Genomic DNA, 19,461 nt, shown 5'->3' with positions numbered 1-19,461 from the left:
ATCAGACCGCCGGGGACGGGAACGTCGGGTACTCCACTCCGGAGACGTGCTGGACGACCCGGATGACCTGGCAGGAGTAGCCGAACTCGTTGTCGTACCAGAGGTAGAGGATCGCGTTGTCGCCGTCGACCTTGGTCGCGCCGGCGTCGACGATCGACGCGTGGCGCGAGCCGACGAAGTCCATCGAGACGGCGTCGGGGGCCGTGGTGAAGTCGATCTGGCGCTTCAGCGGCGAGTTCAGCGAGACGTCCCGGAGGTACTCCAGGACCTCCTCGCGGGTGGTCTCCCGGCCCAGGCGCAGGCTGAGGATCGCGATCGAGACGTCCGGCACGGGGACGCGGATCGAGCTGCCGGTGATGGGCGCCTTGAGGTCGGGCAGCGCCTTGGCGACGGCGGAGGCGGCACCGGTCTCGGTGATCACCATGTTCAGCGGCGCGGAACGGCCACGACGGTCGGCCTTGTGGTAATTGTCCAGCAGGTTCTGGTCGTTGGTGAACGAGTGGACGGTCTCCACATGGCCGCGGACGACGCCGTACTCGTCGGCCATCGCCTTCAGCGGCGGGACGATCGCGTTGGTGGTGCAGGAGGCGCAGGACAGGATCTGCTCGTCCGGCTTGATCGTGTCGTGGTTGACACCGTGCACGATGTTCGGGACGTCGCCCTTGCCGGGCGCGGTCAGGACGACCTTGTCGATACCGGGACGCAGATGCTGCGAGAGGCCCTCGCGGTCACGCCACTTGCCGGTGTTGTCGATCAGGATGGCGTCCTTGATGCCGTACGCCGTGTAGTCGACCTCGGACGGGTCGTTGGCGTAGATCACCTTGATCGCGTTGCCGTTGGCGAAGATCGTGCCGGTCGCCTCGTCGACGGTGATCGTGCCCTGGAACTGGCCGTGGATGGAGTCCCGGCGCAGCAGCGAGGCACGCTTGACCAGATCCTGCTCACCGCCGCCACGCACGACGATGGCACGCAGCCGCAGACCGTTGCCGGAGCCTGCCTTCTCGATCAGCAGCCGGGCGACGAGGCGGCCGATGCGCCCGAAGCCGTAGAGCACGACGTCACGGCCCGCGCCGCCCTCGATCTTGTTGGCGCCCGTGGCGCCGGCGACGGCCTCCGCGGTGAACTCCGCCACCGACAGGCCGCGGTCGTCGGACTTGTACGTCGCGGCGAGCATGCCGATGTCGATCTGGGACGGGCCGAGGTCAAGAGCGGTGAGTGCCTGCAGGAAGGGCAGCGTCTCGGTGACCGACAGTTCCTCGCCCGCGATCTGCCGCGCGAACCGGTGGGTCTTCAGGATGCTGACCACCGACTTGTTCACCAAGGAGCGGCTGTGCAGCAGGACCGTCACATCCCGCTCGCGGTGCAGCTTCCCGATGATCGGGATCATCGACTCCGCGATCTCCTCGCGGTTCTTCCAGTTGGTGAACGAGTCGTCGTTGACAGTCACAGAAGTCTCTTTCGAGCTAGGCGGTGCTCATATGCTAACCCGCCTGTTCGAAGGGTCATGATCGGGGTCCCGGAGATAGTTGCATGCGCGGGCTAAATGTATCCGGCGTCCGGCGTGACGTGGGGTTCTCTGAGAGCTTCGTATGAATCCGTGAGGCGGTTGAACACGGTGGGCCCTGCGTCCGTATGGGGGCGAGGGATTTGTATGCCCGCTCGCTGGCCCCGAACGTAGGAGTACTGCCTTGAGACGCAATACGCGCAGGCGCCCGACCGGCCCACGACGCGCGACCTTCGCCGCGGTCGCGTTGATCCTGGGCGGCGGCGGGCTGGTGGCGACCAACATCTACGCCTCGGCGACCGAGGGCGGTGACGGCACCTCGGCCCAGAGCGGCGAGGCCACGATCGACTGCCCTGACGTGGGCAGCGAGTTGACCGAGATCCCGGACGCGGCCAGGACGGACGTCGACAACGAACTCGCCGCCCTGGACGGCCAGATAGCCGAGGCCTACCAGCAACTGCGGGCGGCGACAGCGGAACAGCGGCAGGACACCGGCTTCACCGACGGCTCGATCATGAACCCGCTGGAGGAGAAGCGGGGCGCGACGATCGAACGGATCGCCGTCGCGATCGGCAATGCCGGCGAGCGCCCCGAGGGGCTCGAAGCGCTGGCGGGTTGCGAACTGACCGTCCCCGAAGAGCAGCCGGAGGGCGGCCAGGCCGGAAACGGCCCCGTCGCCGCGGACTTCACCGACATCACCACGGTCCAGCCGAACGTCCAGCCCCCGGCCGCCCAAGACGGCGCCTCCCGCGGCACCTTCACCACCAGCTGCGGGGTCAACGAGAACGGCATCTTCAACTCCGACAACGTCATCGTCGCGCCGGGCGTCTCCAACGGCGCCCACCACTTCCACGACTACATCGGCAACCAGGCCAACGACGCCTTCGCCAGCGACGAGGACCTGGCCGCAGCCGACACCAGCTGCGAGAACCAGGGCGACAAGTCCTCGTACTACTGGCCCGTCCTGCGTCTGCAGAACGGCACCCAGGAGCAGGACGCCAACGCCCCGGGCGGCGGCATCGAGGGCAACGCCGGTGAGATCGTCACCCCCCAGGAGGTCACGCTGACCTTCCAGGGCAGCCCGACCGGCGAAGTGACCGGCATGCCCCGTCTGCTGCGCATCATCACCGGCGACGCCAAGGCCTTCGTCAACGGCACGGCCAACGCCAACGCGTCCTGGAGCTGTACCGGGTTCGAGGACCGGCAGTTGAAGGACAAGTACCCGCTCTGCCCCGAAGGCAGCGACGTGGTCCGCACGTTCAAGTTCCAGAGCTGCTGGGACGGCCGCAACATCGACAGCGCCAACCACCGCACCCACGTGGCCTTCGCCGCGGCCGACGGCACCTGCCCGGCCGGCTTCCAGGCCATCCCGCAACTGGTCCAGCGCATCGTCTACGACGTCGACGCCCCGAGCCTCGACGACGGCGGCCGTACGACCCCGCTCTTCGCGGTCGACGCCTTCCCCGAGCAGCTGCACAAGCCCGTCACGGACCACGGCGACTTCATCAACGTCTTCGACGAGGACCTGATGCGCGAGATGGTCGACTGCATCAATGAGGGCCGGCAGTGCGACGGCGGGGCGCTGCCGGAGGAACCGCAGCAGCCGGAAGAGCCGCAGGAACCGGAGGAGCCGCAGGAGACCCAGCAGCCGGAGCAGCCGCAGGAGACCGAGCAGCCCGAGGAGCCGCAGGAGCCTGCTGACCCGACCCCGACCGGCGACGACGGTCAGACCGAGCCCGCGACGCAGGCGCCCCCGGCCGCCACGCCGAGCAACGAGCCCCCGGCTGACGCAACCCCGTCCGCCACCGCCGACAAGCCGAAGACCTACGCCACCCCATCACCGACCCCGACCGCTGAAGACCCGGCCGAGACCGAACCGGCCGAGGCGATCGGATCGGCGACGGCCACGCCGACCCAGGCCCCGGCCCCCGTCGGAGCCGACCAGTCGCAGTCGGACGGAACCGAACCGCAGACGGCCGGCGGCTCACTCGCCGACACGGGCGCGAAACTGTGGCCTGCCGCAGCCGGATCCGTCCTGGTCATCGCAGGCATTGTGCTGCTGCGCCGCATCGGGCGCCGGGCGTGAGTGAGGGCCGCTGGGGGTGCCGATCGTCGACGCTCCCAGCGGCCGGGGCTCATGCCGAGGCGGGTGTGTAGTGGGTGGCGTCGTCGCCCTCGATGACATGGCTGAGCGTGCCGTCGATGCCGGCCGGGATGTCCCCGGCGACGGTCACGCGGTGCAGCAGACGCGGCAGGTCGCCGTAGTCGTCGGGGGCGTAGTGCTGGGTGATGCGGTTGTCGAACAGCACGAGGTCGCCGGGCTGCCAGGCCACCCGCACGATGTTCTCCGGGCGGGTGACGTACGACTGGAACAGGCGCAGCAGATCCCGCGACTCGGACGGGCCGAGCCCGACGATGCTCTGCGCGAACCCGCCGATGAACAGTCCGCGTTCCCCGGTCTCGGGATGGACGCGGACCACCGGGTGGGCGGTGCGGTACTTCCGGGAGACGAACCGCTTGCGGTGCTCGGCCGCCTTTTCGTTCCTCGGCGCCGCGTAGTCGTAGTCGTTGGTGTGCACCGCCCACAGCTTGTCTGCGAGCTCGCGCAGCGGCACGGGAAGGTCCCGGTACGCGGCCGCCGAGTTGGCGATGAGGGTGTTGCCGCCGTAGGGCGGGATCACGATGCCGCGCAGTGTGGACGCCTTCGGCGGGGTGCGTACGAAGGTGACGTCGGTGTGCCACTGGTTGGCGCGGATGCCCTCTTCGCCGTCGACGGGCAGGATGTGGGGCTGGCCGTCGACGGACGGGACGGTGGGGTGCGCGGTGGTGAGCTCGCCGAACAGGGAGGCGAAGCGGAGCTGGCCGGCGTCGTCGAGGTGCTGGCCGCGGAAGACCAGCGCCTTGTGTTCCAGAAGCGCGGAGTTGATCTCGGTGACGATGGCGGGGGCGAGGTCGGCGGAGAGGTCGACTCCGAGGATCTCGGCGCCGATACGGCCGCCGATCCTGATGATGTCGAAGTCGGTGCTGGTGGTCATGGCGCGGGTGTCCTTCCGGTGTGGGTGATCGGTGATCGGTGAGCGGTCGCGGGCGGTCAGGAGGTGATGGGCGCGGAGGGGCCGGTGGACCCCGGCGGCCCGAGCGGAGGGCCTACGCCCCGCAGCGCGCCGGGCGTGCGGCCTCGTCCCCAGCCGATGTCCCGGCGGTAACTGCCGAGCAGGCCGGTCCGGTCCAGGTGCTCCTCGTTCCGGGCGGGGGAGTCGTCGGGCAGCGGGCGGGTCAGGGGCGCCACGTACAGGGCGTCGACGGGGCAGTTCGCCTCGCACTGGAAGCAGGTCTGGCAGTCGTCACGGCGGGCGAGCACCGGGATGCCGTCCGCGCCCCGGTCGAAGACGTCGGTCGGGCAGACCTTGACGCACTTGTCGCAGGCGATGCAGCGCTCCGCCGAGACCAGCTCGATCATGAAGCCACCTCCAGCGCTGTCCGCAGGGTTTCGGTGCGCGTCCACACCCGGTCCAGGCCGCCGGTGACGATGCGGTGGTGCTGCCCGGGGTCCTGTTCAGGGAAGTCGAGCCGCTTGGCCATGCCGCGGGTCTCGGTACGGGCGAGCGCGGCGGCGTACATCCAGCGGGCATGCGCGGTCATCGCCACCGCCTGCCGGGCCCGCACCGTGTCCTCGCCCCCGGCGTGCAGGCCGGCGCGGCACCGCGCCCACAGCGCGTCGAGCACCTTCAACGAGGCGGTGAGCCGGTCCCCGTGGCGCAGGTAGTTCTTCTCGTACGGCAGCACTTCGCCCTGGACCGCGGCGACGACCTCACGGAAACCGTTGGCCGGCCCGGGCGTCCCCGTGGGCCGCAGCCCGGCGCCGCCCGCCGCCACCAGATGCCGGGTACCGACCCGGACGCCGAGCGAACGGGCGTGCCGAGCCGCGCCCAGGCCCGCCCAGGTGCCGGAGGAGATGGCCCACGCGGCGTTGTGGCTGCCGCCGCCGGTGAAGCCGCCGCAGATCAGCTCCCGGGTCGCCGCGTCCCCGGCCGCGTACAGCCCGGGGACGGTGGTGGAGCAGTCGTCGCCGGTGACGCGGATGCCGCCGGTGCCGCGCACGGTGCCCTCGGCGAGCAGCGTGATGGCGAAACGCTGGGTGAAGGGGTCGATGCCGAGCCGGTCGAAGGTGAGGAAGAAGTTGGGCTGGGCCAGCCGCATTGCTTTGCGGGCCGCGGCGTCGGCCCGGTCCAGGCGGCAGTACACCTTCTCGCTGAGCAGCGCACGCGCGATCACGGACCGGCCGCCCTGGCTGGCCGCCCCCTCCAGGACCGTGCCGTCCTCGCGGTAGAACGTCGCGAAGGAGTAGAACGCGGTCTTGGTGACCGAGGTGCCCTCGGGCGCAATGCCGTAGGCGTTGGAGAACTCCATCCCCGAAAGCTCCGCGCCCACCTCGGCGGCGAACAGCGCGCCATCACCGGTGTTGACGTTGCAGCCCAGGGCGCCGCTCAGGAAAGCGCAGCCGCCGGTGGCCAGGACGACGGCCCCGGCACGCACCCGGTACGGCTGCCCTGCCTGGCGCTGGTACCCCCTGGCCCCGGCGACCGCCCCCGAAGGGTCGGTGAGCAGTTCGGTGACCGGGCTGTGGTCGAGAACGCGTGCCCCTGCCCGCTGGACGCGGATCCGCATCCTGCGCATGTACTCCGGTCCCTGCAGACCGTTCCTGAGCTGCCTGCCGTCCGGCCCCGTGGGGAAGGGGTAACGCCCTGCCGCCGCCAGCTCGTTCATCCCGGCGTACGTCTGGTCCAGCACGCGCGCCATCCAGCGCCGGTCGGCCAGGTACCCACCGAGCGCCTCCCTGCTCGCCATGGCGGCCTCCCGCGCCGCGGGCTCCGGCGGGACGTACCAGACTCCGGTTCCGGCGGAGGCGCTGGCGCCGCTGGTGCCGCAGTAGCCCTTGTCGGCGAGGACCACGTCCGCCCCGTCCTGGGCGGCCTTGAGCGCGGCCCAGGTGGCCGCGGGCCCGCCGCCGACCACCAGGACGTCGGTGGTGAGCTCGGGCCCGCTCACGCCGGCCGTCCCTCTGCCAAGGCCGCCGTGGCCAGCCGGTTGGCGGGGCGGGCCAGGCCGTAGTGCTCGCGCAGGGTGCGGCCGGTGTACTCGGTACGGAACAGGCCGCGCCGCTGGAGGATCGGCACGACGTGGTCGACGAAGTCCTCCAGGGCGCCCGGCAGATGGGGCGGCATGATGTTGAAGCCGTCGGCGGCGCCCTGGGTGAACCACTCCTCAAGCTGGTCGGCGACCTGTTCGGGGGTGCCGGCGAAGACGCGGTGGCCGCGGCCCGCGCCGAGCCGGGCAATGAGTTCGCGCAGGGTGAGGCCGTCGCGACGGGCGAGTTCGGCGACGAGTGTGAAGCGGCTCTTGTTGCCGTTGATGTCCCGTACCTCGGGCAGGTCCGGCAGTGGCCCGTCCAGGGGCAGCCCGGTCAGATCAGTGCCGAGCATCCCGGACAGCTGAGCAAGCCCGTACTCCGGAACCTGAAGATCCGTCAGTTCCTGTTCCAGGGCGCGGGCTTCGGCCTCGGTGGAGCCGATGACGGGGGCGATGCCGGGCAGGACCAGCAGCTGGTCCTCGGTGCGGTGGTAGCGAGCCAGCCGGGACTTGAGGTCCTTGTAGAAGGCCTGGGCGTCGGCGAGGCTCTGCTGGGCGGTGAAGACCGCCTCGGCGTACTGGGCGGCGAACTCCTTGCCGTCCTCCGAGGAGCCCGCCTGCACGAGGAGCGGGTATCCCTGCGGGCTGCGCGGCACGTTCAGGGGGCCGCGCACCCCGAAGTACTCACCACGGTGGTCGATCTCCCGCACCTTGTCGGTGTCGGCGTAGACGCCGCGCTCCCGGTCGAGCAGGACCGCGTCGTCCTCCCAGCTGTCCCACAGCTTGGTGGCGACCTCCAGGAACTCCCGCGCGCGGTCGTAGCGCAGCCGGTGCTCCACGTGCTCGTCCTGCCCGAAGTTGCGGGCCTCGTTCACGGTGCCGGAGGTGACGATGTTCCAGCCGGCCCGGCCCCCGCTGATGTGGTCCAGGGAGGCGAACTTGCGGGCGGTGTGGAACGGTTCGTTGAAGGTGGTCGAGACGGTGGCGATCAGGCCGACGTGCTCGGTGACCGCCGCAAGGGCGGAGAGCAGGGTCAGCGGTTCGAAGCCGCCGAGCGCGTTGTGCCGGACGTTCCCCCACAGGGCGAGGCCGTCGGCGAGGAACACGGAGTCGAGCAGGCCGCGCTCGGCCGTCCGCGCGAGCTGCTGGAAGTAGCGCAGATCCGTGACCTTCTCGGGCTGGGTACGGGGGTGCCGCCAGGCGGCATCGTGGTGGCCGGCGTTCATCAGGAAGGCGTTCAGATGCAGGGTGCGTGGACCGGTGGAGGGCATGAGGGTTCCTCGGAAGGGGAGTGGGTCGGGCATGCGGCGGGGCTGGGTCAGCCGGCGGCGGGTACGCGCCAGGAGCTGAGCCGTCGTTCCACGGTCACCAGGAGCTGGTTGAAGGCGACGCCGATGGCGGAGATCGTGATGATGCCCGCGTACATCTGCGGGATCGCGAAGTTGTACTGCGAGGCGTTGATCAGATAGCCGAGGCCCGCCTTGGCGCCGATCATCTCGGCGGCGACCAGCACCAGGATGGACACCGCTCCCGCCAGCCGGATGCCGGTGAACATCACCGGCACGGACGCCGGCAGGATGACCTTCTGGAACAGCCGGGGCGCGGACAGGTCCATCGACCTCGCGAGCTTGAGCAGGGTCGGGTCGACGTTGCGGACCGCGCTGATGGTGTTGAGCAGGATCGGCCAGGTGCACGCGTACACCACGATCGAGATCTTCGAGGTCTCCCCGATGCCCAGCAGGAGCACGAACACCGGCAGCAGGGCCAGTGCGGCGGTGTTGCGGAACACCTCCAGCAGTGGTCCGAGGAGGTCGGCGACCGGCCGGTACCAGCCGATCAGCGGGCCGAGCGGTACGGCGAAGGCCACGGCGAGTCCGAATCCGCTGAACGAGCGCACCAGGCTGGCGCGCGCGTTGTCGGCCAGCTGGCCGTCGGCCGCCAGCCCCCACCAGGCGCGGGCGACTTCGCTGAAGGGCGGCAGGAACGTCCGGTCGACCAGACCGAGCCGCGGCGCGGTCTCCCAGAGCAGCAGCAGGGCCACGATGGCCGCGGACTTCGTCGCCCCGGCGAGCAACAGGCGCGCCGACCGGCGGACCCGGGCAGGGACGGAGGGCGCTCGGCGCGCGGCCGCTTGCGCTGCCCCGCCTGTCTCCGACGCGCGGGGAGGAACGGGGGAGAGGGCCGGGAGGGGCTCGGCGGCCTCCACCGCGCCGGGTGCCGTGGTCTTGTCGGTGGCGGTGCCGGTCGTCGTGCTCATACGGATGCCTCCTCCTTCTCCAACTGCTGGGCCCTGGCCACTTCGTCGTGCAGCAGCGACCAGATCTCGTGCCGGTAGCGCACGAACTCGGCACTGGAACGCAGGTCGTCCGTCGCCGTACGGGAGTCGAAGGCGACCGGCACGATCTGCTTGATGCGGCCCGGCCGCGATGTCATGACAGCGACGCGCTGTCCCAGGTAGACGGCCTCGTCAATGCCGTGCGTGATGAAGACGACGGTCTTGCCGGTGCGCTGCCAGATACGCAGCAGTTCGTCCTGGAGCGACTCCCGGGTCTGGGCGTCCAGGGCGGCGAACGGCTCGTCCATCAACAGCACATCGGGGTCGTAGGCGAGGCTGCGGGCAATCGCCACGCGCTGCCGCATCCCGCCCGACAGCTCATGCGGATGGCGGCCCTCGAACCCGGTCAGGCCGACCAGGTCGAGGAACTCCCGGGCGCGTGCGGCCCGTTGACGGCGGGGCACGCCGGTGGCCTCCAGGCCGAACTCGACGTTGCCCTGCGCCGTGCGCCACGGCAGCAGCGCGTACTGCTGAAAGACGATGCCCCGGTCCAGGCCCGGTCCTGTGACGGGTTCGCCGTCCAGCAGGATCCGCCCGCCGGTGGGGCGGGTGAGTCCGCCGAGCAGCTCCAGCAGGGTCGACTTTCCGCAGCCGCTCGGACCGACGAGGACGACGAACTCGCCCGCCGCTATCTCCAGATGGATGCTGTCGAGGGCGGTGAAACGGGTGCTGTGCCGATCTCCCGCTCGGTCCTTGACCGTGAATTCTTTCCGCACGTCCTCGAACACGATCTTTGGAAGGGCGGATTGCGTGGTGGATTCCGGCATCAGAATCAGCTCCCGCTCGTGGAGGCGGCGGTGTTGAATTCGTTGGTGTAGAGGTCCGAGAGCTTGACCTGGCCCTTGTCGATGTCGCCGCGTTCGCTCAGCCAGTCGATCCACAGCTGGAGTTCCTTGCCGGTGATCCGGCCCGCGGTTTCCGCGACTCCATAGGAATGCCAGTACTTCAGTGGCGCGGCGTCCTCGTTCCGGCCGCGCTTGTTCACGATGTCCGTCATCCGGGCGATGACTTCTTCCCGGGGCGTGGCACGGGCCCACTCGATGGCCTTTCCGACGGCGGTGACGAAGGTCCGCGCGGTGTCGGGGTTCTGCTGGAGGAGGCGGTCCGTCATGACATAGGTGCCGGCGCTGAATGCGCCGAGCAGTTCGAAGTCGGTGAACAGCGGGCGGATACCCCCGGTCGCCAGGGCCTTGTCGCGCAGCACGCCGCCGAGGACGGCCACGTCGATCTGCTTCTGCCGCAGCGACTGCTCGGTGTTGACCGGCGGCACCACGAGGGGCTCGACCTTGTCGATGTCCCCTTGGGACAGGCCGCCGCGCTGAAGGTAGATGTCGAGCATGGCCTCGGCATGAGCGCCGAGGGTGTTCATCCCGACCTTCTTGCCGATCAGGTCCCGGGCGGAGCGGATCGGGCTGTCCTTGAGGACGTAGTAGCCGCTGTAGGCGTGCTTGTCGGAGCCGTAGTAGCTGATGACCGCCTTGACGGGCGCCTTGTTCGCGGCCAGTTTGACGACCGCGCCGTTGAACGCGCCGCCGAAGTCGACCTGGCCCGTGGCCGCGGACTGGATGTCCTGCGGACCGCTGATCGTGTTGCCGACCCACTCCAGCTTCACGTCCTGCAGATAGCCGAGGTCCTCGGCCAGTTCGGGCAGGGTGACCTGGCCCGCCCAGCCCTGGTACCGGAGCGTTCGGGTCTGGCCCTTGCCGGACGTGGCTCCGGTCGCGGCCGTACCGCAGCTCACGACGACCGTCGAAAGACCTAGCAGAGTGAGGAACTGACGTCGGGTCGATGCCGTGGTGGCAGCCATGAAAAGGTCCTGTTCGGGAAACTGGTTCAAGGAAATGGCAGACGTCGAACGACGGAAAACAGACCTCTGGACCTCGGCGGAAATGTCTCCGAGGAGTCCGACGTCTGTGAGAACAGCGGCTCGGCACACAAGCCGACTGTGAAAACGGAGCAAAGGGGAACTGCGGCGGCTGTCAGCGGGTGTGACAACAGGCGGCACAGATGGCGCTGGCCTGACGTCGCAGATCGACGTGCAGGCGCGCGGCGAGGTTCTCGGTCTTGCTCACGGCACGAGAGTTGCAGCGAATTCCGGCCAGGTCAATGTCGCTTGGGCCTGCGTCTCATACTCGCAATGGTCCGACATGCGACTGAAGTACCGCGTTCACATTTCTCCGGACAAGTGGTGCGTGGCGACCGCCGTGTGTGCCGGACTCGGGCCCGGCAGCGCCGCGTGTGTTTGCTCCTGGCCCGCGCCACCGACGTACCGGTGGACGGGATACGGATCTGTGATGTCACAGTGCCCTGGCCGCCCAGGCCCTGACGTCCGCGTCGGGTCCGTCGTCGCCGTGGCCAGGGCCGCTCGGGCGTCTTCGTCGGCACGGTGCCGGCAAGATCTGCCAGGACGCGAAGGGCCGGGTGACATGAGTGAGCCGGTCGGCGCCCGCGGGCACCGACCGGCTGCTGGAGCCTACTCGGCCGGGTTCAGGCCCACGGATCGGTGAACGACCGTCCGGGCACCGGCTTGGTGACCAGAGCGAGGGCGGTGAAGAAATTGACCTGGCCGATGGCGATGGTCAAGGTGGCGAGCGCCTTGTCGTCGTAGTGCTCGGACACCTCGGCATACAGTTCGTCCGACACCCGCTCGCCGTCCGTCGAGGGCTGGAGCACCGCTTCCACCAGAGCCAGCGCGGCTCGCTCCGCGCCGGTGAAGTACGGCGAGTCCTGCCAGGAGGACACCGAAGTGATCCGCTCCTCGGCCTCCCCGGCCTGGCGGAGGAAACCCGTGTGCAGGACGGTCAGATAGGTGCTGCCCACGATCTGCCCGGCGCGCAGCTGGACCAGACTGATCGTGGCCCGCGGCACCGACTGATTGCCGACGGCCTTGAACAGAGAGGCCGACACCTCCGCCATCGCGGGAACAAGCTTCGTGGGGTCTTCGGCCATGCGGGGCCGCATCGGAATCTCAGCAGTGATCGAACGTGCCATCATCGTCTTCCTTTCGGGCATCACGTTGCTTTCACTGCACTGACGGATGCCGACGCGGAAGTGTGACCGCTCGTGTCATCACGTATGTGTTGCCGATGTCGGGATCGCCGTAGAAGAAGAACAGCTCCAGCGCCTCGCGCTGATCGCGCCGCAGATAGAAGCGCCATGTGTACGTCGTGGGCGGCTCAGCTGCGGCTGAAGCATCGGCCACAGCCGCACGCATCGCCACTCCGGTCCGGGTCGTCAGGGTGAGGTGTACGTCCTGCCCGTCGGCGTCGTCGGTCAGTTCCCAGGTCCCCGTGCCGGAGACCCGCCAGCCGTCGTCGAAGTCGAAGTCCTGGCCGTCGAGCCGCTGCAGAACAGCCGTACCGTCCGGACGGAGCGTCATGCGGGTGCCCTCGATGCACTTCCAGCTTCCCGCGACCTCGCCGACCGTGGCGTCGTGCAGCCCCGTGCCCTCGTAGTACTGGTACGGGCCCGCGCACGCACTCAATAGGGATAGCACCATCGCCGCAATCCCGAGGATGAGTGCCCGCCCCCACGGCTTTCCCACCGCCAGCCCCCTGCCGCAGCCCGAATGGACCCACCTGGGCAGGCAGGCCATGACGAGGACACCCTGGCAGACATGTTGAACGCGTTCAACTCCGGGGATGTGGTGGCCCGCCCCCGCCACGGCCGCCCGCGATCAGTTCGCCGACCAGCGCTTTCACACCACAGGCCCTAGGCTCGAAGAGCGCGCGCCCACGGACAGGAGCCATCGTGGACATCGACACGGTCGCCGACGAGCTGTACGCGCTGCGGCCGGAGGACTTCACCGCGGCGCGCAATACCCGCATGGCCGCCGCCCGCACAGCCGGCGACCGCGCCCTCGCGGAGAAGATCGGCAAGCTGCGCCGCCCCAGCCTGGCGGCCTGGGTCAGCAACCTCCTGGTCCGTGAACGCCCCGAAGAGGTCCAAGCGCTGCTCCGGCTCGGGGAAGGGCTGCGGCGAGCCCATCACGACCTGGACGGGGGGCAATTGCGGGAGCTCAGCGGCCAGCAGAAGACCCTGATCCGCGCGCTCTCCCGGGAGGCCGGACAGCTCGCGGCGCAGGCCGGTCATCCGGTCGGCGAGGATGTGGGGCGCGAGGTGGAGGCGACCCTGCATGCCGTCCTGGCCGACCCCGAGGCGGCCGAGGAATGGGCGAAGGGGCGGCTGGTCAGACCGTTCGAGGCGATCGTCGGCTTCCCCGATGTCAGCCCGAGCGCGGTACGCCGCGCCGCCACCCCACCTCCGCCCACACCCCGCCCGGCGAAACGCCGCGACGACGAGGCGCTGGACCGGGCCCGCCGGGACGCCGACACGGCCGTACGCGACCTGCGGGCGCTGGAGGACGAGGCGGCCGAAGCCGGGCGGGAGCACGAGACGGTGCAGGAGAGGACCGCCCAACTGCAGCATCGGGTCAGTGAGTTGACCGAGGAGCTGAGCCGCGTCGAGGGAGACCACCGCCAGGCACGTGAGGAACAGCGCCAGGCGCGCGAGAAGCTGAGGGCGGTCGAACGCCGAGTGCGTGAGGCCAGACGACGTGCGGACGCGGCAACTGCCCGACTGGAGCGCCACCAGGGGTAATGATCTCCTCATGAACGAGATCACTCTGATGTCGGACCCCAGGATCGCGGCCATACCGGTCCAGGAATGCGGCGAGCCCCTCGTCGACGTCCGCAGCGACGGCGCCCTCCTGGTCGACCCGCGCAAGACCGACCCCGAAGGCGCCTTCGCCCACCTGCGCCGAGGCGTCCTCCAACGGCTCGTCACCGCCCAGGACTTGCTGCCCGACGGACTGCGCCTGCTGTTTGTCGAGAGGTACCGCCCGCTCTCCCTGCAACGCCGCTATTTCGAGGAGTACGCGGCCGAGTTGCGGACGGCCCACCCCGACTGGTCCACCGCCCAAATCCACGCGGCCGCAAGCCGCTACGTCTCCCCGCCCGACATCGCCCCGCACAGCGCCGGAGCCGCCGTCGACCTCACCCTCGTCGACGCCCACGGACACGAACTCGACCTCGGCACCCGCCTCAACGCCAGCCCCGAAGAGAGTCAGGGCGCCTGCTACACCGGCGCCGACAACATCACTGCCGAGGCCCGTGAGAACCGCGAGATCCTCAACACCGCCATGATGGCTGCGGGCTTGGTGAACTACCCGACGGAGTGGTGGCATTGGTACTACGGCGACCGCTACCAGATTCATTCGCAGTGCATCGGGCTTCAGCCCGGTGGTGAAGCGAATCTTGTCGTGGCGACGCGGAGCGTCGCGGAATCTTGGTCGGCGGAGCTGGACATTGTGTGTTCACCATCCGTGGCGCGGAGCGCCGCGATGGGCGATCCCGGCGGAGCCGGGTAACTCACGCGGGCCGGTTCTGCTGTTCGATGTACTGCCTGACGACGGAGAGCGGGGCGCCGCCGACGGTGCCGGCGAAGTAGGAACCGGACCAGAGCTTGTTGGCCCGCCAGTAGTGGCGTACCAGGTCGGGGAATTCCTGGCGCAGACGGCGGGAGGAGACACCCTTGAGGGAGTTGACGAGCTTGGTGACGGCGACCTCGGGCGGGAAGTTCACCAGGAGGTGGACGTGGCTGTCCTCGCCGTTGAACTCCACCAGCTCGCACTCGAAGTCCGCGCACACCGACCGCATGATCTCCACCATGCGTCTCAAGTGAGCATCCGTGAACACCTTGTGCCGAACCTGGTCACGAAGACCAAGTGCACATGCATCACGAAAACACAGTGCCGGCCAGTTCTGATCGTCTGCATCTCGCCCATAACCCAAGTATGTATCGTGGCCGTCATGCAGCTTCGGTACGCCTTCAGGCTGTACCCGGACTCCGGCCAACGCACCGCACTGGCCAAGGCGTTCGGGTGCGCCCGCGTCGTATTCAATGACGCGGTGCGTGCCAGAGAGGACGCCCGCCGTGCGGGCGGGGCATTCCCGGCGGCCGGCGCACTGTCCAGGAAGCTGATCACCGAGGCGAAACAGACCGACGCACGGTCGTGGCTGGGCGAGGTCTCCGCCGTCGTGCTCCAGCAGTCCCTGCGTGATGCCGAGACGGCCTACAAGAACTTCTTCGCCTCCCTCAAGGGCGAGCGCAAGGGTCCCAAACTGGGGGCGCCGAGGTTCAAGTCCCGTAAGGACGCCCGGCAGTCGATCCGTTTCACCGCCAACGCCCGCTGGTCGGTCACTGCCTCCGGGAGGCTGAACCTTCCCAAGGTCGGCGCGGTGAAGGTGAAGTGGTCACGCACCCTACCCGCCACCCCGACCTCGGTCACCGTGATCAAGGACGCGGCCGGACGGTACTTCGCCTCCTTCGTCATCGACACCGACCCGGCGGCCGACGCCACCCGCATGCCCGACACCGACCAGAGCATCGGCATCGACCTGGGCCTGACCCACTTCGCCGTCCTCTCCGACGGCACGACAATCGACTCCCCGAGGTTTCTGCACCGCGCCGAGAAGAAGCTGAAGAAGGCCCAACGCGAGCTGTCCCGCAAACAGAAAGGATCCAAGAACCGTGAGAAGGCCCGCCTCAAGGTCGCCCGCGCCCACGCACAAGTCACGGACGCCCGCCGTGAGTTCCACCACCAGCTCTCCACTAAGCTGATCCGCGACAACCAAGCGATCGGCGTGGAAGACCTGGCGGTCAAAGCACTCGCACGCACAAGACTGGCCAAGAGTGTGCATGACGCCGGCTGGGCACAGTTCGTGCACATGCTGGAGTACAAAGCGGTCAGGTACGGGCGGTACTTGGTGAAGATCGGCAGGTTCGAGCCGACCTCCCAGACCTGTTCAGCCTGCGGGGTCAAGGATGGCCCCAAACCTCTCCACATCAGGCAGTGGACCTGTGCCGCCTGCGGTGCGGTCCATGACCGGGACCACAACGCCGCGAAGAACGTGAAAACGGCCGCCGGACTGGCGGTTACAGCCTGTGGAGCGCAGGTAAGACCAGGACTCGTCCCGGCACAGCGCGACGAAGCAGGAAGCCATGGATTCTCACCCGAACCCCGTGCCGCGTAGCGGCACAGCAACGGACGAGAAGGCCAGAATCCTCGGGCTTCAGCCCGAGGAGCAAGTCAATGGGCATGGAGCACGGGCGTCGGCAGCGCGATCTTCGGCCCGTGGGAAATGGGCTGAAGGGCCCTCAGGCCACAGCGGCGGGTTCGGGAAAGGTGACGCCGGTCAGCTCCTCCGAGACGGTCCACAGGCGGCGGGCCGTTGCCGGGTCGCTGGCCGCCGCCGAGCGGCTGACCAGGGTCGGGGCGCCGCGCATCTCGAACATGCCGTCCGGGCCGACGAAGCTCGCGCCGGGCAGGTCCTGGACGCAGGCGTAGAGGGTCGGCAGTGCGCCGGCCTCGCTGTCCTGGGCGATGAGACGGTTGCCCAGACGCATGAAGACGCGGCGCAGGAAGCTGGCGTCGTGTCCCTGGAGGTTGGTGGCCGCCCAGCCGGGGTGCGCGGCCAGGGCGCGTACAGACGAGCCCGCCTCGGCGAGTCGGCGCTGGAGCTCGAGCGTGAAGAGCAGGTTGGCGAGCTTGGACTGGCTGTAGGCGGTCATCGGCTGGTACTCGCGGGCCAGGTCGAGGTTGTCGAAGTGGATGCGGGGATTGCCCGGGACCTTGTGCGCCGTGGACGACAGGGTCACCACGCGGTCGGTTATGTGCGGCAGCAGCAGGTTCGTCAGGGCGAAGTGGCCCAGGTGATTGGTGCCGAACTGCATCTCGAAGCCGTCCTTGGTACGGGCCTCGGGGATGTTCATGACCCCGGCGTTGTTGATGAGCAGGTCCAGGTCGCCGTGCCAGTCAGCGGCGAACTCGCGGACCGAGGCCAGGTCGGCGAGGTCCAGGCGGCGTACTTCCACGCTGCCGTTCACGTGCTCGGCGGCGCTCTCGCCGCGTCGGGGGTCCCGTACGGCGAGGACCACATGGGCGCCCGCGCCGGCCAGCGCCTTGACGGTGGTGAGGCCGATGCCGCTGTTGGCGCCGGTGATGACAGCGGTGCGGCCGGTGAGGTCGGGGAGGGCGGTGGTGGCCCAGGGCTGGGGGTGCTGGTTCTTTGCCATGCCCCCAATGTATTCGGTGATAACAATGTATGCAACGTTCACAATGTGGGCGTTGCTCACACGCCGCTAGGGTTGGGGCATGAGGAACCGCTCCTACCACCACGGAGACCTGCCCGCCCAGCTGCTCGCCCGCGCCGAGCAGACACTGCGCGAGAGAGGCTCGGGCGCACTGTCGCTGCGGGAACTTGCCCGTGACATCGGGGTGAGCCCCGCCGCGCCCAGCCGCCACTTCAAGTCCAAGCAGGCCCTGCTGGACGCGCTGGCGGCGACGGGGTTCGAGCGGCTGGCCGATGCCATCGCGGCCTCTCAGGAGGGGGTGGGCGAGTCCTTCGCCGAGCGGCTGGACGCGGCGACCCGCGCCTACGTGGGATTCGTCGCGGCCAACCCCGCCCTGCTCGACCTGATGTTCTCGGTCAAGCACAGCCCGGAGGCGTCCGAGACCCTGAGCGCGGCCGCCCACCGCTGGTCCGAGCAGCTCCTCGAACTGATCAGCGATGGGCAGCGCAGGGGAGAGGTGCGCGAGGGGCCGCTGGAGCGTGTCGCGCTGCCGGTCTTCGCGGCTCTGCACGGATACGTCGGCCTGCTGGTGGCCGGCATGCTGCCGCCCCAGGTGTCCGAACACGGACTGGACGACGTCATCGCGTCCATCCTGCGCGGGTGCCGGCCGGACTAGACCCGCGCAGGACTCGGGTCAGGTCACGGCAGGGTGACCACCTGGATGTTGAACGTGTGCGACCCCACACCGTGCGCGATCCCCATGAACAGCAGGGCGAAGTGCTCCTGCCCGCGGGCGCTGGTGATGCCCCCGATGTCCAGCTGGGACGACGGCGGCCAGCCGAGGTCGGTGAGCAACTCTCCGGTCGTCCGCTTGGCTTCGGCGCTGTCGCCGGAGAGGAAGACGGTGCTCGGTCCGCTGAGACCGGCCGGGGCGGCCATCGCGGTGGAGTCCATGGTGCACAGCGTCTTGACGACGCGGGTCTCGGGGAACGCCGCCTGGATCTGTTCGGCCAGGCTGCTGTTGGGGTGTGAGAGTTCGACGTAGTCGTCGGAGAGGCCGACCCCGACGTCGATCAGCAGGGTGCCGGCCAGCGCGGGCGCGCCGATGGAGTGCAGCAGCTCGACGGAGACGTTCCCCGGTGTGGCGTTGACCAGAACCTCCGCGTGGGCGGCGGTCTCGCTCAGTCCTGCTACGGGTAGGCCGAGTTCCTTTCGCTCGTCCGGCCTACGGGAGCCAAGGAGTACATCGTGTCCCGCGGCGCTCCATCCGTGGGCCAGTGCTCGGGCGACATTGCCGGTGCCAAGTAGTCCTATACGCATGCCGTGACGCTAACCGCTGCCGCGGCTCGGCCCATCGGGCCGCGGGCCCAGGTCGGACGGCACCAAAGTCGTAGTCCTGTGGGCCGGGGGAGGCAGACTCCGGTTGTGAGCCCGGCGGGTCCGTCGAAGACTTGGCCAGGGGTTGAGCAACCCCACGCACCGGCACACGAGAGGACCCCCATGGCAATCGCAGTGAACATCGCCTGGCCCGGAATCACCCCCGAGGTGTACGAAGCCGCCCGTGACCGCGTCGGCTGGGAAACCGACGTGCCGGACGGACTCGTGCTGCACGGGAGCTGGTTCGACGACGGCGGTTTCCACGCCTTCGACATCTGGGAGTCGGAGGGGCAGTTCGCACAGTTCATCGCCGGCCGGATCGAACCGGTGATCAAGGGCGAACTGGGCGTACAAGGCGACCCCCAGGTGACAGCGGCCCCGCTGCACCGGCGCTTCGTCCCTCCGGGCGTCAGCGGAGCAGCCTGACGACAGCGGCGTACGCCCTGGCGAGTACATGAGGTTGCTCCCGCCGTCAGACGCCCCGCGCGGGGCTGCTCGGCAGGCTGTTCTTCGTGAAACTCAGCCGCCCCGCCCGCCGGGCCACCCTCGTCGTCCATGTCGTCGCCTCCGCCTCCTGGCTCGGGCTCACACTCGGCCTGCTCGCCCTGGGCGGCACCGCCGCGGGCACCGGCTCACCGGTGACGGTGGAGGCGTCGGTGCGGGCCATGAAGCTGTTCGCGGACTGGCTCCTGCTCCCCGTGGCGTTCCTGACGCTCCTCAGCGGCCTGCTGCTCTCCCTGGGCACGGTCTGGGGGCTGGCCAGGCACCGGTGGGTCTACACCAAGTTCTGGCTGACCCTGGCCACCACCACCGCCACGGTCTTCGCGCTGCGCCCCGGGGTGAACTCCGCGGTCACCGCCGTCGCCGCGGGCGGCCCGCTGCCCGATGCGGGTGATGTCCTGTTCGGCCCGATCGTGTCCCTGACCGCCTACGTCTTCATGACGGTCATCTCGGTCCTCAAGCCCTGGGGCCTGACCCGGCGCGGCCGACGGCTGCGCACCCCGGCCGCCCGCCCCGAGCGGGTACGCCAGACGGCCTGAGC

General features: G+C 69.3%; 20 protein-coding genes and 1 pseudogene. 7 read left to right on the top strand and 14 right to left on the bottom strand.

Annotation, left to right across the window (positions count from 1 at the left end; all coding sequences use genetic code 11):
* Position 1: 1 nt before the first annotated feature.
* On the bottom strand, positions 2-1,447 hold the full coding sequence (locus OHT76_RS02000) for a glyceraldehyde-3-phosphate dehydrogenase (RefSeq protein ID WP_328868951.1): 1,446 nt from the start codon (positions 1,445-1,447) through the stop codon (positions 2-4).
* A 241-nt stretch (positions 1,448-1,688) separates the two neighbouring features.
* Here OHT76_RS02000 and OHT76_RS01995 point away from each other — a divergent pair, with 241 nt between their 5' ends.
* Complete coding sequence (locus OHT76_RS01995; RefSeq protein WP_328868950.1) at positions 1,689-3,590, top strand: DUF1996 domain-containing protein; 1,902 nt, start codon at positions 1,689-1,691, stop codon at positions 3,588-3,590.
* Positions 3,591-3,639: 49 nt separating this feature from the next.
* Here OHT76_RS01995 and OHT76_RS01990 read toward each other — a convergent pair whose 3' ends face one another.
* The 10 genes from OHT76_RS01990 to OHT76_RS01945 form a co-directional block, all read right to left on the bottom strand.
* Positions 3,640-4,539 carry a TauD/TfdA dioxygenase family protein gene (locus OHT76_RS01990; protein ID WP_328868949.1) on the bottom strand — a complete coding sequence of 300 codons (900 nt, stop codon included), beginning with the start codon at positions 4,537-4,539 and terminating at the stop codon, positions 3,640-3,642.
* Positions 4,540-4,595: 56 nt separating this feature from the next.
* On the bottom strand, positions 4,596-4,964 hold the full coding sequence (locus tag OHT76_RS01985; RefSeq protein ID WP_328868948.1) for a ferredoxin family protein: 369 nt from the start codon (positions 4,962-4,964) through the stop codon (positions 4,596-4,598).
* Complete coding sequence (locus OHT76_RS01980) at positions 4,961-6,553, bottom strand: FAD-binding protein (protein WP_328868947.1); 1,593 nt, start codon at positions 6,551-6,553, stop codon at positions 4,961-4,963. Before OHT76_RS01980 ends, OHT76_RS01985 begins: the two co-directional genes overlap by 4 nt.
* Positions 6,550-7,905, bottom strand: a complete 1,356-nt coding sequence (locus tag OHT76_RS01975; RefSeq protein WP_328868946.1) for an LLM class flavin-dependent oxidoreductase — start codon at positions 7,903-7,905, stop codon at positions 6,550-6,552. Before OHT76_RS01975 ends, OHT76_RS01980 begins: the two co-directional genes overlap by 4 nt.
* Before the next feature lie 47 nt (positions 7,906-7,952).
* On the bottom strand, positions 7,953-8,891 hold the full coding sequence (locus OHT76_RS01970; protein WP_328868945.1) for an ABC transporter permease: 939 nt from the start codon (positions 8,889-8,891) through the stop codon (positions 7,953-7,955).
* A complete protein-coding gene (locus OHT76_RS01965) occupies positions 8,888-9,736 on the bottom strand; it encodes an ABC transporter ATP-binding protein (protein WP_328868944.1) in 849 nt (282 codons plus the stop codon). Before OHT76_RS01965 ends, OHT76_RS01970 begins: the two co-directional genes overlap by 4 nt.
* Before the next feature lie 5 nt (positions 9,737-9,741).
* Positions 9,742-10,776 (bottom strand): ABC transporter substrate-binding protein, encoded by a 1,035-nt coding sequence (locus OHT76_RS01960; RefSeq protein WP_328868943.1) that lies wholly within the window; start codon positions 10,774-10,776, stop codon positions 9,742-9,744.
* A 172-nt stretch (positions 10,777-10,948) separates the two neighbouring features.
* Positions 10,949-11,041, bottom strand: a complete 93-nt coding sequence (locus OHT76_RS01955) for a putative leader peptide (RefSeq protein WP_328868942.1) — start codon at positions 11,039-11,041, stop codon at positions 10,949-10,951.
* A gap of 415 nt (positions 11,042-11,456) precedes the next feature.
* A complete protein-coding gene (locus tag OHT76_RS01950) occupies positions 11,457-11,963 on the bottom strand; it encodes a carboxymuconolactone decarboxylase family protein (RefSeq protein ID WP_328868941.1) in 507 nt (168 codons plus the stop codon).
* A gap of 28 nt (positions 11,964-11,991) precedes the next feature.
* Complete coding sequence (locus OHT76_RS01945) at positions 11,992-12,468, bottom strand: lipocalin-like domain-containing protein (protein ID WP_328868940.1); 477 nt, start codon at positions 12,466-12,468, stop codon at positions 11,992-11,994.
* A gap of 251 nt (positions 12,469-12,719) precedes the next feature.
* Between OHT76_RS01945 and OHT76_RS01940 the strand changes: the two genes are divergently transcribed.
* Entirely contained in the window at positions 12,720-13,568 is an 849-nt protein-coding gene (locus OHT76_RS01940) for a hypothetical protein (RefSeq protein ID WP_328868939.1), read from the top strand.
* A 10-nt stretch (positions 13,569-13,578) separates the two neighbouring features.
* Positions 13,579-14,337 carry a M15 family metallopeptidase gene (locus OHT76_RS01935; RefSeq protein WP_328868938.1) on the top strand — a complete coding sequence of 253 codons (759 nt, stop codon included), beginning with the start codon at positions 13,579-13,581 and terminating at the stop codon, positions 14,335-14,337.
* 1 nt (position 14,338) lies between these two features.
* Here the strand turns inward: OHT76_RS01935 and tnpA are convergent.
* Positions 14,339-14,754, bottom strand: a pseudogene (gene tnpA / locus OHT76_RS01930) (IS200/IS605 family transposase).
* A gap of 25 nt (positions 14,755-14,779) precedes the next feature.
* On the opposite strand from tnpA, the gene OHT76_RS01925 reads away from it, so the two are divergent.
* Positions 14,780-16,003, top strand: coding sequence for an RNA-guided endonuclease InsQ/TnpB family protein (locus OHT76_RS01925; RefSeq protein ID WP_328868937.1), 1,224 nt, complete (start codon positions 14,780-14,782; stop codon positions 16,001-16,003).
* Positions 16,004-16,127: 124 nt separating this feature from the next.
* Here OHT76_RS01925 and OHT76_RS01920 read toward each other — a convergent pair whose 3' ends face one another.
* Positions 16,128-17,045 carry an oxidoreductase gene (locus tag OHT76_RS01920; protein ID WP_328868936.1) on the bottom strand — a complete coding sequence of 306 codons (918 nt, stop codon included), beginning with the start codon at positions 17,043-17,045 and terminating at the stop codon, positions 16,128-16,130.
* Positions 17,046-17,124: 79 nt separating this feature from the next.
* On the opposite strand from OHT76_RS01920, the gene OHT76_RS01915 reads away from it, so the two are divergent.
* Positions 17,125-17,718, top strand: a complete 594-nt coding sequence (locus tag OHT76_RS01915; RefSeq protein ID WP_328868935.1) for a TetR/AcrR family transcriptional regulator — start codon at positions 17,125-17,127, stop codon at positions 17,716-17,718.
* 23 nt (positions 17,719-17,741) lie between these two features.
* Here the strand turns inward: OHT76_RS01915 and OHT76_RS01910 are convergent, their stop codons facing one another.
* Positions 17,742-18,362: an NADPH-dependent F420 reductase gene (locus OHT76_RS01910; RefSeq protein ID WP_328868934.1), complete on the bottom strand. Its 621-nt coding sequence runs from the start codon at positions 18,360-18,362 to the stop codon at positions 17,742-17,744.
* 180 nt (positions 18,363-18,542) lie between these two features.
* Between OHT76_RS01910 and OHT76_RS01905 the strand changes: the two genes are divergently transcribed.
* Complete coding sequence (locus OHT76_RS01905) at positions 18,543-18,845, top strand: hypothetical protein (protein ID WP_328868933.1); 303 nt, start codon at positions 18,543-18,545, stop codon at positions 18,843-18,845.
* Between the two features lie 86 nt (positions 18,846-18,931).
* On the top strand, positions 18,932-19,459 hold the full coding sequence (locus OHT76_RS01900; protein WP_328868932.1) for a DUF2269 domain-containing protein: 528 nt from the start codon (positions 18,932-18,934) through the stop codon (positions 19,457-19,459).
* The last annotated feature ends 2 nt before the right edge of the window (positions 19,460-19,461 follow it).

The sequence above is a fragment of the Streptomyces sp. NBC_00287 genome (genome assembly GCF_036173105.1).
In the GTDB taxonomy this organism is placed as follows: domain Bacteria; phylum Actinomycetota; class Actinomycetes; order Streptomycetales; family Streptomycetaceae; genus Streptomyces.
The sequence above is the reverse complement of the archived record's forward strand: the minus strand, read 5'-3'. Positions and strand labels throughout refer to the sequence as shown.